Annotated in this window: 5 protein-coding genes; 1 reads left to right on the forward strand and 4 read right to left on the reverse strand. The window is 72.6% G+C overall.

Annotated elements, in window-relative coordinates:
- Positions 1–188: 188 nt before the first annotated feature.
- The gene (locus KYY02_RS13335) at positions 189–1,415 is read left to right on the forward strand and encodes a cytochrome P450 (RefSeq protein WP_371238128.1); all 1,227 of its coding nucleotides are present in this window, start codon (positions 189–191) and stop codon (positions 1,413–1,415) included.
- Here KYY02_RS13335 and KYY02_RS13340 read toward each other — a convergent pair.
- The 4 genes from KYY02_RS13340 to KYY02_RS13355 are packed head-to-tail and all read right to left on the reverse strand — an operon-like array spanning position 1,405 to position 16,599.
- Complete coding sequence (locus KYY02_RS13340; RefSeq protein WP_371238129.1) at positions 1,405–3,348, reverse strand: Gfo/Idh/MocA family oxidoreductase; 1,944 nt, start codon at positions 3,346–3,348, stop codon at positions 1,405–1,407. The two genes, KYY02_RS13335 and KYY02_RS13340, sit on opposite strands and share 11 nt — an antisense overlap.
- Positions 3,345–4,487 (reverse strand): saccharopine dehydrogenase NADP-binding domain-containing protein, encoded by a 1,143-nt coding sequence (locus tag KYY02_RS13345; protein WP_371238130.1) that lies wholly within the window; start codon positions 4,485–4,487, stop codon positions 3,345–3,347. The genes KYY02_RS13340 and KYY02_RS13345 overlap by 4 nt, the downstream gene beginning before the upstream one ends.
- Complete coding sequence (locus KYY02_RS13350) at positions 4,484–9,952, reverse strand: non-ribosomal peptide synthetase (protein WP_371238131.1); 5,469 nt, start codon at positions 9,950–9,952, stop codon at positions 4,484–4,486. The genes KYY02_RS13345 and KYY02_RS13350 overlap by 4 nt, the downstream gene beginning before the upstream one ends.
- On the reverse strand, positions 9,949–16,599 hold the full coding sequence (locus KYY02_RS13355; protein WP_371238132.1) for a non-ribosomal peptide synthetase: 6,651 nt from the start codon (positions 16,597–16,599) through the stop codon (positions 9,949–9,951). Before KYY02_RS13355 ends, KYY02_RS13350 begins: the two co-directional genes overlap by 4 nt.
- Positions 16,600–16,635: the final 36 nt, after the last annotated feature.

Consider the following 16,635-nt stretch of genomic DNA (forward strand, 5'->3'; position numbering starts at 1 on the left):
AACCGCAGCTCGTACCGCGAGTTGCACAAGGCAGTCACACTGCCACCGCTCCAGCCACTTCATCATCAATCTCCGCTTCCGTCCAGCCCTACCGGAACTTCACTCAAGCAAAGGGATTGCTTTTCTGTAGCAACCGGAGCTTGCGGTGGCTAGGATGCCGATGTCCCCGCACAAAGGATTTGACAGTCATGGCTGAAAACGACGCGGCCGACGCCGCTTCCCACCCCTTTCCGATGGTCCGCGGATGCCCATTCGCCCCGCCGAAGGAGTACGCGGAACTCCGCAGGCGGGGCCCGGTGTCCCGGGTGACCCTGCCCACCGGCCGCCAGGCCTGGATCGTGACGGGCTACCAGGAGGTCCGTGCGGTGCTGGCCGACCCCCGGGTCAGCGCGGACATCCGCCACCCGAACTTCCCGGCGCTCGTCGACGGCGAGCAGGAGGTGGGCGCCAGGACGAGGCCGTTCATCAGGATGGACCCGCCCGAGCACACGCGGTTCCGGCGGATGCTGCTCGCCGAGATGACCGTCCGCAAGGCGCGCCGCATGCGCAGGGACATCCAGCGCATCGTCGACGAGCGCATCGACGAGCTGCTCGCCGGCGGCCCCCCGGTCGACCTGGTCACCCACTTCGCCCACACCGTGTCCAGCACGGTCATGTGCGAGCTCATCGGGGTGCGGCGCACCGATCCGTGGTTCCGGCGCGTCACGGGGACCCTGGGCTCCCAGGTCTTCGGTGGCGGCGCCAGCACCGCGGAAGGCGCGGCGGAGGGCATCGGCGCCCTGTCCGCCGTGGTGGACGGGATCATCGCGGAGCGCGAGACGAACCTCGGCGACGACCTGCTCAGCAGACTGACAGCCGGGCGGCTGCACACCGGCGAGGTGAGCCGGGAGGAGCTGATCACGACCATCGCGATCCTCGTCGTGGCCGGCTGGGAGACCACGACCAACCAGATCGCCCTGAGCGTGCTGGCCCTGCTGGAGAACCCGGACCTGATCGCGGAGCTGCGCGCGGACCACACCAAGTTCCCGGCCGCCGTCGAAGAACTCCTTCGTGTTCTTTCGGTCGGCGACTCCATCGCCCTGCGCACTGCCACCGAGGACATTCGGTTCGGTGAGCAAGTCATCCACAAGGGCGATGGAATCATTCCTCTATTGGCGGCAGCAAATCATGACGAAAGCGTCTTCGAAACGCCTGAGGAAATTGATTTCGAACGGAAAGGCAAGCAGCATGTGGCATTCAGCTACGGCATTCACCAGTGTGTCGGCCAGAACATTGCCCGCCTGGAACTGGTGACCGCGATCAGCACCCTTCTGGACCGTGTTCCCACGCTCCGCGCGGCGGCTCCCCTGCACGCGGTCCGGTTCCGGCACGAAGGCATCGCCTTCGGGCCGGAACAGGTGCTCGTCACCTGGTGACCGAGGGCCGTTCCGCACCGCGCAGCACGCCCAGGTGCGGAACGGCCGCTCCATGGGGCGGTGGCGGTGCCTCGAGGGCCAGTCCCGCCTCCTCCGCGATCCGCTCCAGGGTCACCGTGTGCCAGTGGTACACGTCCCGCACCTCCCGCACCAACCGCGTCCCGTCGAACACGCGCCAGGTCGTCTCCAGGCACATCAGCTCCTCACCGGCGGGCTCACCGGCCATCCACCACTCGTAGCGCAACCCGCCGAGGGTGGCCTGACGCAACCGGGTCGCCGGCATCGACACCGGGGTGTACAGCCCCATGAGCTCGACGACGAGCGGCGCGCCCGGCGCGAGACGGTCGGCCAGGTCCCGCAGCAGCGCGCGGCGCCGGTCCGGGTCCAGGTGTCCGAGCATCCCGCAGGCGACCGCGCCGCAGATCCGGTCGGGCAGGACGAGGTCGTTCGCGGCGTCGGGCAGCACGGTCACCCGCTCCCCGATCCCGGGGTCCTCCGCGAGCCGGCTGGTGAGGATGGCGCGCATGCCCGGCGAGGGCTCGGCCGCGACGATCCGGCAGTCCGGATAGGCGGCGGCTATCCGACGGGTCACCAGGCCGCTCCCCGCGCCGATGTCCAGCAGCGGACCGGCTTTCGGGTCGATGCCCGCGAGCGAGGCGACCACCGCGGGGCCGGTCCGGTCCGTGTGCTCCCGGGCCCCGAGGTCGAAGAACTCGGCCGGCTGGGTGTACCCGGCTCCGGGGACGTCGCCCTCGGCGCCGGCCGGCGCACCCCCCTGGACCGGGCCGCGGCCACGCCGCTCCCCCGAACCACCGGTGCCGGAAACGGTCAGGTCGGTCACGGCCAGCGGGGTGGGTGCGGGCGGGCGGATCAGTTCGGGGGGGCCGAGGCGGGCCATCAGGTCCCGCCAGACGTGGAAGACGGTCAGGTCGTGCTGCGCGGTGCGCAGGACGTCCGCGCCCTCCCCGATCGCATCGCGCAACGCGCTGAGCGCGTCGGTCACCGCCGACGGCCACAGGTCGGAGAAGACCCCGTCGAAGCTGTGCGGATCCTGCGCGGGATCACCGACGACGGAATGCGTCGGCAGTTCCAGCCATTGCGCGCCGGGACCGGACCGGAAGACGAGCCGGTGCCCGTCGTCGCGCGGCGAGTGCATCCGGGGGTGCCAGAGCACCGGTCCGTGGGTGTCCGCGAGCGTCAGCACGCCGCCCTCGGTCGCGATGGCCACGCGATGCCAGAAGAGCGCGTGGTTGTCCCGGTCCCCCGGATGGATCTGGTTCTGCACGCGCAGCGTCAGAGGTGCTCCGGCCAGGGCGCCGTGCAGCGTCCGCACCGGCGTCCGTCCGTCGGACGCGGCGAGCACCTCCTCCCCTACGGCCGCGACGTCCCCGAGGTGCCACGGGCGCAGACCGCCGAGCGCCCTGCCCAGGATGTCGATCAGGGGAGCCAGTACGTGCACCGGGGACGCCGCGTCGACGTACAGCACCCTTTGCCGGGCGCGGAGTCGACGTGCCGCTTCGAGGAAGACGCGCACGGGCTCCACATGGACGTAATGGGTGTTGACGCGGTACTGCAGCTTGCGTTTCCTGGCGATGCGCAGGGTGTCCGACAGCTCGTCCGGATGCAGGGGGTGTTCCTGGAGCACATGCACCCCCCGGTGCAGAAGCGCCTGGCTCAGTTCGGTCCCGGACCCTCCCATCACGGCCGACGGAACGACGACGCAGGCCACGTCGATGTCGTCGGGCAGTTCGTCGACGCCGGTGCAGCAGGGCACGCCGAGCCGTTCGGCGGTCTGCCGGGACTGGCTGCTCCCCTTGGCGAGGATGCCCGCCAGCTCGAAGTCCGGGTGCTCGCGTACGGCGTCGATGTAGAACCGGCCGAAGTTGGTGCCGGCCACCACCGTCCGCAGCGGCCGGCCCGGGGAAGCGTTCACAGCTCACCGTCCTCGAAGCCGTCGCCCGCCTGCTCGCCGGTGTGCCCTTCGCCTTCGTAGACCGAGAAGTCCGCCGCCCCGGTGCGGGTCAGCTCGTCGATCGCCTCGGCGGGCTCCAGGACGTCCCCCGCGAAGTGCAGACCGGGTGGGACACGGCCGCTGCCGAGGGCGCGGACGGTGTGCGCGGCCACGGCCGCCGTCAGCCGGTAGCTGTCGTCCGTGCGCACCACGGCGGTGCGGCGCCGGTCCGGCCCCGACAGGGTGAGCACCAGGCGGTAGTAGGGTTCGGCGCCCGCCAGGTCGATCTCACCCGCCCGGATGATGCGCCGGACCAGTTCCTCCCGCTGCTCGGGCGTGTCGACGGGCAGGGTCGGAAGCGCGGTGAACAGGGCGCGCACCTGGCTGCCCGGGAAGACGTTGTACCACTCGGCCTCGGCCAGGCCGGCGGCGCGCGCACCGCGTTCCGTCTCCGCGGTCAGCAGCGGCTGCAGGGCGACGCGCTGCGGGTAGTGCGGCACCTCGGCGTTCTCGTTCACACGCAGCGCGCGCGGGACGCGCCGGCCGTTGCGCCAGGCCGCCAGCGGATGCCCGTAGGGCTCGCCGCCCGCGCCGCCGACATCCAGCGAGAGCAGGATGTCGGCGGCGACGGTCGCGGTGGCGCGTTCCAGTCCGCCGGCGTAGGCGACCAGGCGCGTCGCACGCGTCGCGTCCCGCTCGGCCAGTTCCGTCAGCCGCCGGTGGACCAGGAGGGAGAGGCCGGGCACGGTGCCGACCGACAGCACGACGGTACGGCCGGCCGGCACCGCGCCGGTGGCGGTCAGCGCCTCGTGCACCGGGTCGTCGCCGAGGACGTCGACGTAGTCGGCATCCGCTGCGAGGGCGGCCCGGGCCACCGTGTCCTTCAGCGCATAGCTGGGCCCGGCGCAGTTCACGACCACGCGGCAGCCCGCACAGAACTCGGCGAGCGAGGCGGCGTCCAGCGCGTCCACCGCGCGGGTCTCCACGTCGGCCCGGTCCGCCTCCACGCGGATCGCCTCGGGCCTGCGGGCGCCAAGACGCAACGGCCCGTCGCCCGCTCGTGCCAGGGCGGCGGCGGCGTGACTCCCCACCGCCCCGGACGCTCCCAGGATGCCGATCACGCTTCCATCCCTTCGACGATCTCGCGCAGATGTCCGAAGACGGTCGGCACGTTGTCGCCGGTCATGCAGGTGAAGTGCTCGCCCGGGATCTCGCGGCTCTCCAGGTCGCCGAGGCAGATCTTCGCCCAGTGGTCTGTGATGGTGTCCGCGCTGCCGGGGAAGGGGTACGCGCCGTTGTGCCGCAGGAAGGTGATGTCGCCCGCGTACGGTTCGGCCCGGTGCCGGCTCAGCGCGTACGTGCTCTGCTGGTAGGTGCGCAGCGCACGCAGCAGCCCCTCGGGCTGGTGGGTGCCCTCCAGGGCGGGAGGCAGCGCTTCGCACATCCTGGTGACGCGCGCCATGCGCGGCAGCGACTCGAGGTTCGTGAACGCCTCGGCTATGTCCGCGTACTCCCCGTCGAGGTCGGCGAGGGCACCGTCGACGATCGCGTCGGGCGAGCGCTCGAGCACGGCGCCGACCGCGGCGCCCACCCGGTCGGAGTCGGCCGGGAACCCGATGCGGGCGTGGTCCATGCCCATCATCAGGGAGAAGGAGTACTCGGAGAGCAGTTCGTCGTCGATCCGGAAGGTCGGGCTGTGACTGCTGATGACGGTGAGGCTGCGTACCTCCGCGCCGGCCTCCGTCAGCCCGCGTGCCACCTCGGTGGCGATGACGCCGCCCACGCAGTAGCCGACGACGTCGAAGGACGTGTGTCCGTCGTCGAGCAGGGCCCGCACGTACCGCGCGGCGAGCCGGTCGATCAGTCCGTTGGGGTCGGCGTTGAGGAACGTGTCCAGCTCCGGGATCTCCAGGCCGACCAGTCCGTTGCGGCCGGCCGTCCTGTTGCGGATCTCGGTGACGAGTGGCCGGTAGGGAAGGAGCGTGCCGGTGCCTGCGTGCACCAGGACGGTCACCGGACGCGACGGGGGCGTCTCGACCAGTGTGACGATCGGGGAGGCCTCGCTCCCCTCGCTCTGCTGGTCCGCCGAGACGTCACGCAGGTAGTCGGCCAGTCCGGCGACCGTGGGCCGGCGCAGCAGGTGCCGGAGGACGACCTCCCACTCCAGGTCCCACTCCAGGCCGTCCAGGCCGTCGAGTCCGTCCCTGAGCCTGCCGACGATGCGTGCCACGAGCAGGGAGTCCCCGCCGAGGTCGAACAGGTCGTCGTCGCGGCCGACCTCGTCCAGCTCCAGCAGTTCGGCCCACAGGGCCGCGATGGCCCGTTCCAGTTCGTCCCGGGGCCGGCTCGAGGTGGGCGCGTCGGCCTGCCGGTCTGTCTGCGCGGCCCAGGTCTCGAGCCTGGCGCGGTCCAGCTTGCCGTTCGCGGTCTTCGGCAGCTGATCGAGTATCTGCCACCGGGTCGGCACCGAGTACTCGGGCAGCAGTTCCGCGCAGCGGGTGCCCAGTTCCGTCACCGCGACCGGTGCCCGTGCCGGCTTGGGCTGCACGAAGTACAGCCGCCGGCCGTAGGTGGCGGCCTCCTCCGCTCCGGCGGGGAACTCGGCGACGATCCGGCCGTCCCGCTCACCGAGCAGCGCTGTCCACTGTTCGGCGGTCAGGAAGGACTGCTCGTGCGCCGCGCGGACGTCGGTGAACGCTCCCGCGTGCTCGGGGAGGAACTCGGTGGAGATCCGCAGGGCGTGGTCGTCGTCGCCGGCGTTCTGCAGCAGGACGAGCCAGCCGCCCGCCGTGACCAGTGAGGCCAGCCGGGCGAGTGCCGCCCCGGCGTCCGGGACGTTGTCCAGCACCCCGACGCAGATCAGCACGTCCACGGAGTGGGGCAGGAAGTCCTGTTCCCGGGGGTCCTCCGACGGGTCGAAGGAGGCGCACCGGACCCGCGGGTCGTCCGCGAAGCGCTGCTCGACCTGGGAGCGGTGGCGGGAGGACGGATCGGTGGCCAGGTAGTCGAAGGTGGCGTCCGCCAGGGCGGGCACGAGGTCGGTGACGGCGCCGCCACCGCGCAGACCGACCTCCATCACGCGCAGGGGGGTGCCCTCCGGACGGTCACGGACCATCTCCGTGACGCCGGCCACCAGCACCTGGTGCAGCGCGTGCGCTGCGGGATTGCTCTTGTAGGCGGCGTCGAGCGCGTCGGCCGAGGCACCGGAGAACGGCAGGTCCGCCGGGTCGGCCCGGCCGGTGAGCAGGGACGGCAGAACGCGCGCGCAGTTGCGGACCATGGCGAACAGCTCGGGGCTCCACTCCGCCTCGCGTTCGCGTGCGGCCGCGTCCTCCCACGCCTGCTCGGTGGCGCCGGGGGCGGGGACGGACAGGTCCCGGTAACCGCCGGCGTCCTCCCTGAGCCTGCCTGCCGCCACCAGACCGCGCAGCCAGCGGCGGACCAGGCGGCGGTGTGCCGGGGCGACCTCCAGCGCCTCGCAGATCCGGTCGGCCGTCCGGGGCTCCTCCGCTCCGGCGAACGCGGGGGCGAGCGTCTCGCACATGGCGGACAGCGCGGCGGCGTTCAGTGCCGTGCGGAAGGCCGTGAGCGCGGGCAGGTCGACGCCCTCGGCCGCGTCCCGCGCGGCCCGCTCGAAGGCGGTCCGGAGCGAGGCCGGCACCGGCAGCGGGTCGCTGAGGTGGGCGGGCTCGACGAAGGCGGCGAGCGTACGGGGGGTCGTCTGGCCGGCGTCGCCACGACCGCCCGCCACGACGACGGCCGCCGCGCCGACGGAGGGGAGGGATTCGACGGCCGCCTGGATCTCACCGAGTTCGATCCGGTAGCCGCGGATCTTCACCTGGGTGTCCGCCCGGCCCTGGAACTCGATGACGCCGTCCGGGTGGTAGCGCCCGAGGTCGCCGGTGCGGTAGAGCCGCTCACCGGTGACCGGGTGCCGTACGAACGCCGCCGCGGTGCGCTCCGCGTCGCCGAAGTACCCCTGGGCCAGGCCGGTTCCACCGATGTAAAGATCGCCGGTGACCAGGTCCGGACGGGGCCTCAGCGCGGAGTCCAGGACGTGGAAGGTCTGGTTGGCCAGTGGCTTGCCGTACGGGATGCTGCGCCGGGCGCGGTCGGTGCCGGAGACCGGGTGGTGGATGGACCAGATGGATGCCTCGGTGGCACCGCCCAGACTGTGCACCTCGGCGGCGGGGGCCCAGCGCCGGACCGCGTCCGGGAGGCTGACGGGGATCCAGTCCCCGGAGAGCATCATGAGCCGGACGGAGGGCAGTGGCGGGTCGTCGGAGCGCAGGTAGTCGTGGAGCATCTGGAGCTGCCCGGGCACCGAGTTCCAGACGGTGACGTTCTCCCGCCTGACCGTCTCGGCCCAGCTGGAGGGGTCGCCCCGGCGTTCAGGGTGGGGCATCACCACGGTCGCGCCCACGGACAGCGGACCGAACAGGTCGTAGACGGACAGGTCGAAGCCGAGTTGGGCCAGGGCGAGGACACGGTCGTGTTCCGTGACCGCGAACCGGCGGTTGATGTCGACGATGGTGTTCAGCGCGGCGGCGTGACTGATCATCACGCCCTTCGGCGCGCCCGTCGAACCCGAGGTGTAGATGACGTAGGCCAGGGAGTCGGGGCCGGCCTGTGGCTCGGGGACGGCAGCCTCGCTGTCGGGCAGGACGTCCACCGCGATGACCGGGATGCCGTCCGGCCGGTCGCCGTCGGCCAGCCAGGACTGGGTGAGGACGGCCCGCGCCTCCGCGTCGGCCAGGATCGCGTCGCGGCGCCGGGGCGGCTGCGTGGTGTCCAGCGGCAGGTAGGCGGCACCGGCCATGAGCACACCGAGGACGCCGGCCGCCTGCTCCCAGCCCTTGTCCATCGTGATCGCCACGATCTGCCCGGAAGTGACGCCTCTCGTCGTCAGGGCCCGGGCGACGCCGGCTGCCCGGGCGACCAGCTCGCGGTAGGTGACCTCACGGTCCTGGTCGAGGACGGCCACACGGTCCGGGGTACGGCGTGCGGTGTCGAGCACGGCCTCGTGCAGCAGGGCGCGGGGAACCGGAGCGCCGGTGTCGTTCACGCGCGCGCGCACGGCACGGGTGTGCTCGGGAAGGTCGATCTCCGCGGGCGCCGACCAGCTGCCGGGGTCCTGGGCCAGGCGGTGCATGAGTGCGGTGAAGGCGCTGAACAGGTCGTCGGCGGTGCCCTCCGCGAGGACGCCTGCCCGCACGTCCCAGCTCAGCGCGAGACCGTCGCCGCGCTCCATCACCTGGCAGTCGATCCAGACCTGCGGTGTCTGCGTCTGGGCGTGCCGGACCACGGCCTCCGGCTGCCGCATGGTGGCGGAGCCGAGGGTGCTGGTGAACACGACCGGCATGAGGAGGGTCTGGGCCTCGCGGAGGCGGGCCATCTCGGTCAGCACCTGGCTGCCCGTGAACAGCGAGTGGGCCAGGTCCTCCAGCAGGTCCGAGCTCACGGTGCGGACGCGGTCGGCGAAGGCCTGCGGCTCCCGCAGGTCGACGGCGAGCAGTTCGACGGAGGTGAAGTCGCCCACCAGCCGGTCGACGTCCTCGTGCAGCGGGAGCCGGGTGAAGGTGGGGAGGTTGAGCATGAACTCCGGGTTGCGGCTCCACCGGCCGATCACTTCGGCGAAGGCGGTCAGGGCCGCGGCGGACATGGGGATCCCCAGCGCCGCGGCGTTGGCCTCGAACGCCTTGCGCTGCTCGGCGCTCATCACGGTCTCGTACCGGCGGAAGGGGCCGAGGGCTCCGGTGCCGTCCGCGAGCGGCAGCTCCGGGGGGCCGGGCAGGTCAGGAAGGCGCCGCAGCCAGTAGTCGCGGTGCCGGTTGTACTCGCTGGTGAGTGTCTGGCGGCGGCGCGCCAGCACGTAGTCGCGGAACCGGGCGTTCAGCGGCACCAGTCGCCGGCCGTGGTACGCGTCCTCCAGTTCCGCGAGGACGATCAGGAGGCTGGCGTAGTCCACGATGAGCTGGTCGATGGACAGGTGCAGCAGCAGTGCGTCGTCACAGCGGGTCATCCGGAGCTCGAAGAGCGGCGGCCGGTCGGTGGGCGGTACCCGTGCGGCCAGTTCGTCACGGACGTCCGCCACTCGGCGCTCCACGTCCGCCGTCGAGGCCCCCCTCAGGTCCTCGACGGGGATCGGTGTCCGGGGGATGCCGGGCAGCACCTCCTGGGAGCCGTCCGGGTGGACGACCGCCCGCAGCATGTCGTGCCGTTCCACGATCGCCCACCAGGCCTCGTCCAGCCGGTCCGGATCGGTGTCGGCGGGGTAGGCGAGTTCGGTGTAGACGTGGCAGGCGACGCCGCCGTAGCCGTAGGCACTGCCGCGGCCGACCAGGTACGCGCCCTGGATGTCGGTCAGCGGGAACGGCTGGTGTGCGGCGTCGGGTTCGGGGACGAGGCGGGTGGCCTGCGCCCGTTCGGACAGATGGGCCAGCACGTCCTCACGACGCGAACGCAGCAGCGCGCGCCGCTCCTCAGTGAGTGCGCCCTGGGGGGCGCGGAAGCGCAGCTTGCCGTCCTCCTCCCAGAGCCGGATGCCGTGCCGCTCCAGGTCCGCGACGATGTCCTGCGCTTTCATATCTCTCCACTCTCTTCGAACTCATCGGTGGCCTGCGTGCTCTCGATGCGCGCTGCCAGGTCTGCCAGGGTCGATGCCGCCAGGAAGGCACGTACGGGTACGTCCGTGCCGAAGAACTCGTTGACGGCTCCGACGAGGCGCAGCGCTGTGAGGCTGTCGCCGCCCTCACTGAAGAAGTTGGCGTTGCGGTCGTGTACTCCGGCACCGAGAAGGTCGGACCAGATGGCCGCGATGCGGCGCTCGACCTCGCCCTTCGGCGGCCCCCCGGCCTCGTTCTCCGAGGCCACCGAGGCCGCGAGCGCGGTCCGGTCGATGTCTCCGTCGTCGGCGACGGGCAACCGGCCGGGCCCGTCGACGAACGTGAAGCGGCCGGGTGTGGCGTACGCCGGGAGGAGTCTCTCCAGGTGCTCGGGGACGCCCGTCGGCCGCTCCCCCACCGGGACGATCACCGCGTGCAGCCTGCGGTCGTCCTCCGCTCCGGTGACGAGGACCACCGCACGGGCGATTCCCGGGTGCGTCTCGAGAGCTGTCTCGACCTCGTCCGGTTCGACGCGCCGAGCGCCGATCCGGATCGGTTGCCCGGAGCGTCCGAACAGGTCGAGCGTTCCGTCCGGCCGGTGGCGCGCCCGGCTTCCGGTGCGGTACCAGCGCGTCCCGTCCTGTTCGACGATCCGGCCGTGGTGTCCGCCCCCGGCCTGCTCCGTGATCCCCTCGTCGCTGACCCACAGCTCGCCGCCGACCCAGTCCGGGCAGTCCCGTCCGGCGGCGTCGACCACGCGGTGCCGCCGGCCGGCGAGCGGCGGGCCGGACGGCATGGGCGTCGCGTCGGCAAGATCCGCTGTGGGCGGCTCGTAGGCGCCGGCCCACAGAGCCGTGCCGGGCACGGTGCTGAGCGAGACGAACCGGCATCCCCGGCCTGCCAGGTCGCGCAGTCTGCGGGGCAGGTCGTGGCCCACTCGGCCGCCCGAGACCATCGCCAGGCGGAGCCGGGCGGGGACACGGGCTTCGGCCGCCGGCGATTCCGCTTCGGTGAGGAGCCGGTCCAGCAGGAACGGAGTGCTGTTCCACACCGTGACGTCGTGCCGGACCGTGAGCCGCGCCAGCGCGGCGATGTCACCGCGATCGGCGATGCCGGGCAGTACGAGCGTCGCACCGGTGCCGAGCAGACCGAAGACGTCGAACACGGAGCGTGCGCTGTCCGGTTCGGACAGGGCGATCCCCCGGTCCCCCTCGCCCACCGAGTACCGCGCCCGGAGGTCCGTCAGTGTGCCCTGGACCGCCGCGTGACTGAAGGTCAGGGGACCGTGCTCGGTGAGGCGGACGTGGGCGGGGGTGCCGGGATCACCGCGGAACGGTGCGGCCGGAGTGGCCGGCGCCATGACGTCGGAGACGGTGACCGTTCGCACTCCGCCGATGTCGGCGCCGGGGGTGCCGGTGACGACGAGGGCGACCCCCGCCGACTCGCAGTGCTCCGCCGCGACGCCGACGTCCGCTGCGGGCCGCAGCGGCAGGTAGGCGGCGCCCGCGGCCAGGGCCCCGAGGGCCGCGACGATCTGGTCGACTCCGCCGGGCAGCAGGAGCGCCACCGTGTCACCGGGGCGGACACCGTGGTGGGCCAGTCCTCCAGCCATCAGGGTGGCGCGCTCCGCGAGTCGGCCGTACGTGAGGGTGTCGCCGTCCGGCATGAGGAGCGCCGTACGGTCCGGGTCGGTCCCGGCCCGTCGGAACACGTCCTCGTGCAGGAGGCCCACGGGGGCGGGCCCGGGGGCGCCGGTGATCCGTTCCCGGGCCTCCTTCTGCTCGGGCGGCAGCGCGGCGGGGAGCGGACCGTGCCGCCAGTCCTCGTCGGCCAGCCGGTCGAGCATGCGGCAGTAGGAGTCGAACATGGCGTCCAGCACTCCGGGGCGGAACAGCTCTTCGACGGCGTCCCAGCTCACCAGGATGCCGCCAAAGGACTCCGTCACCTGGTTGTCGAGCATGACCTGCGGTGTCTGCGAGATGCCGAAGACCTTGGCCGGGAAGACCCCGCTCAGGTCCTTGGCCGCCCGGTCGCCCACGCCCACCGTGCTGCTGAAGACCACGGGCATGGCGGCCTCGACCGTGCCCGTGCGCCGGGCGAGCTCCTGCATGAGCCAGATCGCGGACGCCTCCCTGTGGTCCAGGTCCTCGCCCATGACCTGCTGGAGCCGGTGCGCGGCGTCGAGCCAGCTCTCGCCGGGCCGGGGCTTGTGGCCGATCAGCGACACCGACGTGAAGTCGCCGACCAGGCGGTTGATGTGGGGATGCACCGGCAGCCTGTTGAACAGGGTCAGGTTGACGGTGACCCCGTCCTGGTCGCTCCAGGCCGCCAGGACCTCCACGTAGCAGATCAGCAGGACCACCGAGGGCGTCAGCCCGTGCTGCCGGGCCCGCTCCCTCAGCGTCTCCCACCGGTCGGCCGCCAGCGGTCGGCTGCGGCGGGTGAACCAGGGGCGGGTCACCGCGGCCGGGTCGCCGGCGAGCGGCAGCTCAGGGGCGGGCGGCAGGTCGTCCAGCCTGCGCAGCCAGTACTCACGGGCCCGCTCGACGTCGTCCTTCTCCGGGACGACGCCGAGGACGTAGTCCCGGAAGGAGATGTCGATGGCGGGCAGTTCGGTGTCCGGGTCGGCGTGGAGTGCGTCCAGTTCGGCGTAGAGGGCCATGATGGAGGCGCCGTCCAGGACGATGTAGTCGAGCCCGACGGCCAGCCGGGTCCGTGTGCGGCCGTCGCTCGGATAGCGCACGGCCCGGATGTCGAACAGGGGCCACCTGGTGGGGTCCAGGCGCCGGTGGGACGACTCGGCGCGCAGGCTGTCCAGCACGGCGGGCGCCTCGTCCTCCGTGCCCACCTCGGTGACCGGGATGGTGAAGCGGGGCACCTCGCGCAGGATCCGTTGCCGGCCCTCGTGGTCGAAGACCGCGCGGAGCATCTCGTGGCGCCGGATCAGCGTCCGCCAGGCACGTTCGATGCGGGCCAGGTCGACGTCGACGCCGTCGAACTCGCTGTAGTGGTAGGTGCCCACGCCGCCGAGCGGCAACCGGTCGTCGCGGCCGATCCAGAAGGCGCGCTGCACGTCGGTGGGCGGGAACGGCTCGTGCCGGTGGGCGATGTCGCCGGTGCCCAGGGTCGTGGCACGGTGTTCCTGCCGGGTGAGGGTCGCGGCGAAGTCGGCCAGCTTGGGACGGGTGAACAGCTGGGCGACGCGCGCCCCTCCGACATCGCGTGCGCGCAGGGCGGCGATCACACGGGTGGCCAGCAGGGAGTCCCCGCCGAGGGCGAAGAAGTCGTCGTCGCGTCCGATGCCGGAGGCGTCGAGGAGCTCGGACCAGACCTGGGCGAGGGTGGTCTCCGCCCACCCCGTGGGCGGCTCGCCGCGTCCGTGTCCGGAGGCCGCCGCTCCCGCCTCCACCAGCGCCGCGGCCTTCTTGCGGTCGGGCTTGCCGTTGGCCGTCAGCGGGAGGGCGTCGACGATCTCGATGCGGGAGGGGACCATGTAGGCGGGAAGCCGCTGTGTGAGGCTGTCCCGCAGGTCGGCCTCGGTGGGCTTCCCCGTCGGGGTGCCGGCGGCGACGAGGGCCAGCTGGGCCGGCTGGCCGGTCACCAGGGCCACGCAGCCGGAGACGTCGGGCCGGCTGGAGGCCGCGGCTTCCACCTCACCGAGTTCGATGCGGTGTCCGCGCAGTTTGATCTGGTGGTCCACACGGCCGAGGAACTCCAGCACGCCGTCGGAGCGGTACCGGGCGCGGTCGCCGGTCCGGTACCAGCGCCTGCCCTCGTGCAGGACGAACTTCTCGGCGGTGCGGTCGGGGTCGCCGCGATAGCCCTCGGCCAGCCCGGCTCCGCTCATCCACAGCTCTCCCGCGACCCAGTCCGGGCAGTCCCTGCCGCGTGCGTCGACCACACGGGCCCGCATGTTGGGCAGGGGGACGCCCCAGGGGACGGAGGCCCAGCCCGGGTCGACCTCGTCGACCTCGAAGACCGTCGAGTGCACCGCGGCCTCGGTCATGCCGCCCAGTGCGACGAACCGCGCGTCGGGTACCAGGGCGTGCAGGCGTCCCGGGAGGTCCATGCCCACCCAGTCACCGCCGAGCAGGACCAGCCGGAGCGTGTCGCCCAGTCCCTCGGGGTCGGCCTCGGCCGCGGTGAGGATCATGTCGAGCAGGGCGGGGACGCAGTTGACCAGGGTGATCCGGTGCTCGCGCGTCAGCCGGATCCAGTGCTGTGGGTCGCGTTGGGCCGCCTCGTCGATCAGGACGACCGAGCCACCCGCCGAGAGCGGTCCGAACAGGTCGTAGACCGCCATGTCGAAGTCCAGCTCGGCCAGGGCCAGTCCGCGGTCGGACGCCCGCACCCCGAAGCGCGCGTTGATCGCGGCGAGGGTGTTCATCGCGGCGCCGTGGGAGACGTCCACCCCCTTCGGGGTCCCCGTGGACCCGGAGGTGAAGATCGTGTAGGCGACCGACGAGACAGGCTGGTCCAGCACCGGAGGCGCGGGCTGCAGGGCGTCGGCCGCGTCGAGGGCGAGGACGCGGGGCGAACCGCCCTCGGTCCGGGCGGGCTGCTGCACCGCGCCGGGCGCGTCGGTCAGCACCGCCGTCGCCGCGGCGGCCTCCAGGACGCGTGCCGCGCGCTCGGCGGGCTGGTGCACACCGACGGGAACATAGGTCGCGCCGGCTCCCAGCACGCCGAGTACCGCCGCGACCTGTCCGGCCCCCCTGGTGAGGCGCACCGCGACCGAGTCGCCCCGCCGGACACCGGCGTCGGTGAGCAGCGCGGTGACGCGCCCGGCCCAGGCCTGCAACTCCCGGTAGGTGAGGGCGCGGCCCGTCCCGTCGATCAGCGCCACCCGTTCGGGCTGCTCGGACGCGGCCCGGTGGAACCCCTCGTGCAGGCGCTCGGTCACTTCGGGCACGTCGGTGTCGTTGACGCGCTCGCGGACACGGGCCTGGTCGGCGGGGAGCCGGGTCCCCACGGGGCGGGCCCATGCGTCCTCGTCGTCCAGCAGGGTCTCCAGCAGGTTCCGGTAGGCGCCGAAGGCCGCGGCGGGCACGCCGGGGGCGAACAGCTCCTCCCGGACGTCCCAGTTGAGCAGGAGGCCGCCGTCCAGCTCGGTCACCTGTGCGTCCAGCCACACCTGGGGGCCCTGGGAGATGATCCAGGAAGGCTCGCCGAAGGTCTCCCGCACGGCGCGGTCGTAGACCTCCCCGAGGCCGAGGGCGCTGGTGTACACGACGGGCGCGAGGACGGGTGTGCCCCCCGCGGCGCGGGAGAGGTCCCGCAGGACCTCGACGCCCGAGTACGAGCCGCGCGCGATGGTTCTGCGCAGCTCCGCCTGGATGTCCCGTGCCGAGTCGACGAACGGGTGCCCGGCGGTGAGGTCGACGTCCAGCAGGACGGAGCTGCTGAAGTCACCGATCAGCAGTTCGGTGCCGGGCCGGCTCAGGTCCCGGTCGAACAGAGGGAGGTTGAGCAGGAACCTCGGCTCGGCGCTCCAGGCGGCGAGCACCTCGGCGAACGCCGCGGCCAGCACCGCCGTCGGGGTCACTCGGTACTGCCTGGCCCGCTCGAGCAGGACACGCTTGCGCCGGGACGTCAGGTGGTGGTGCAGGCGAACGGTCCGGTGGTACCGCGGCGCGGCGGATTCCGGACTGAGCGGGTCGACGACCGTGGGCAGCCGGGGCGGGGCGCTCAGTGCGTCCAGCCGCTCGCGCCACCAGTCGCGCGCCGCGTCCACTTCGGCCTTCCGGCGCACCCGGCTCTCCCGCAGATACTCCCGGTAGCTGTGGCCGATGTCCGGCAGCGAGGCGCCCGGATCGTCGTAGAGGTGCTGCAGGTCCGCCAGGAGGACACGCATGCTGGCGGCGTCGGCGCCGACCATGTCGAGATCGATGTGGAGGCGGGTCCGGTTGTCGGGCAGCAGACTGAGCGCGACGTCGAACACCTCGCCCTGCTCGACGTCCATGCGGCGATGGGTGTAGCGGTCCCGCAGCCGGTCGAGCCCCTCGGCGCAGCCCTCGGCCGTTTCCCGGGTGAAGTCGTGCACCGTGATGGCCGGTTGTGCGGGCTCGGCGAGAATCTGCTGCCGGCCGTCGTCGAGCACCTTGACCCGCAGCATCTCGTGACGTCGGCGCAGCTCGGTCACGGCGGCGGCGAGGCGCTCGGGAGCGAGGCCGGTTCCGTCGAGTTCGGCGTAGAAGTGCGCTCCGACGCCACCGAGGGGCTGGTCGTCCTGGCGTCCGATCCAATAGGCGTGCTGCATGACGGCCAAGGGGAACGCGCCGTCCGAGGGTGCCTCGTCCCGCCGCTGCGCGTCCGCTTCGGGCGGGTCGGCCCGTGCCGGCTCCGGGGTGCCCGGCTCGTCCGGCAGCACCGTGGCCGGGGCGGCGCTCAGAACGGCCAGCCATTCCCGCAGCGTCGCCGCCTCGGCGAGCTGCTCGTAACCGACTCCGATGCCCTGGCGGCGCCAGTCGGCCGTGAGCCGGATGAGTCCCAGGGAGTCGAGTCCGAGCTCGAACGGGTCGGCGTCGAGTGTCACTTCCGCGCGGGGGACGTCCACGGCGGCGGCCACCGCCGCGAGCACCTCCGACTCCCCCGGCTCCGCTCGTCCCGGTGCAGGTGCTTCGCTCACGGGTTCCGGTTTCTCCCTCATCACACCGCCGTACTC

The organism is Streptomyces pimonensis (genome assembly GCF_041380215.1).
Classification (GTDB): domain Bacteria; phylum Actinomycetota; class Actinomycetes; order Streptomycetales; family Streptomycetaceae; genus Streptomyces; species Streptomyces pimonensis.

Coding starts and splice junctions, on each gene's coding strand:
- KYY02_RS13350 (WP_371238131.1), bottom strand. CDS start 9,952: ATGAAAGCGCAGGACATCGTCGCGGACCTGGAGCGGCACGGCATCCGG.
- KYY02_RS13335 (WP_371238128.1), top strand. CDS start 189: ATGGCTGAAAACGACGCGGCCGACGCCGCTTCCCACCCCTTTCCGATG.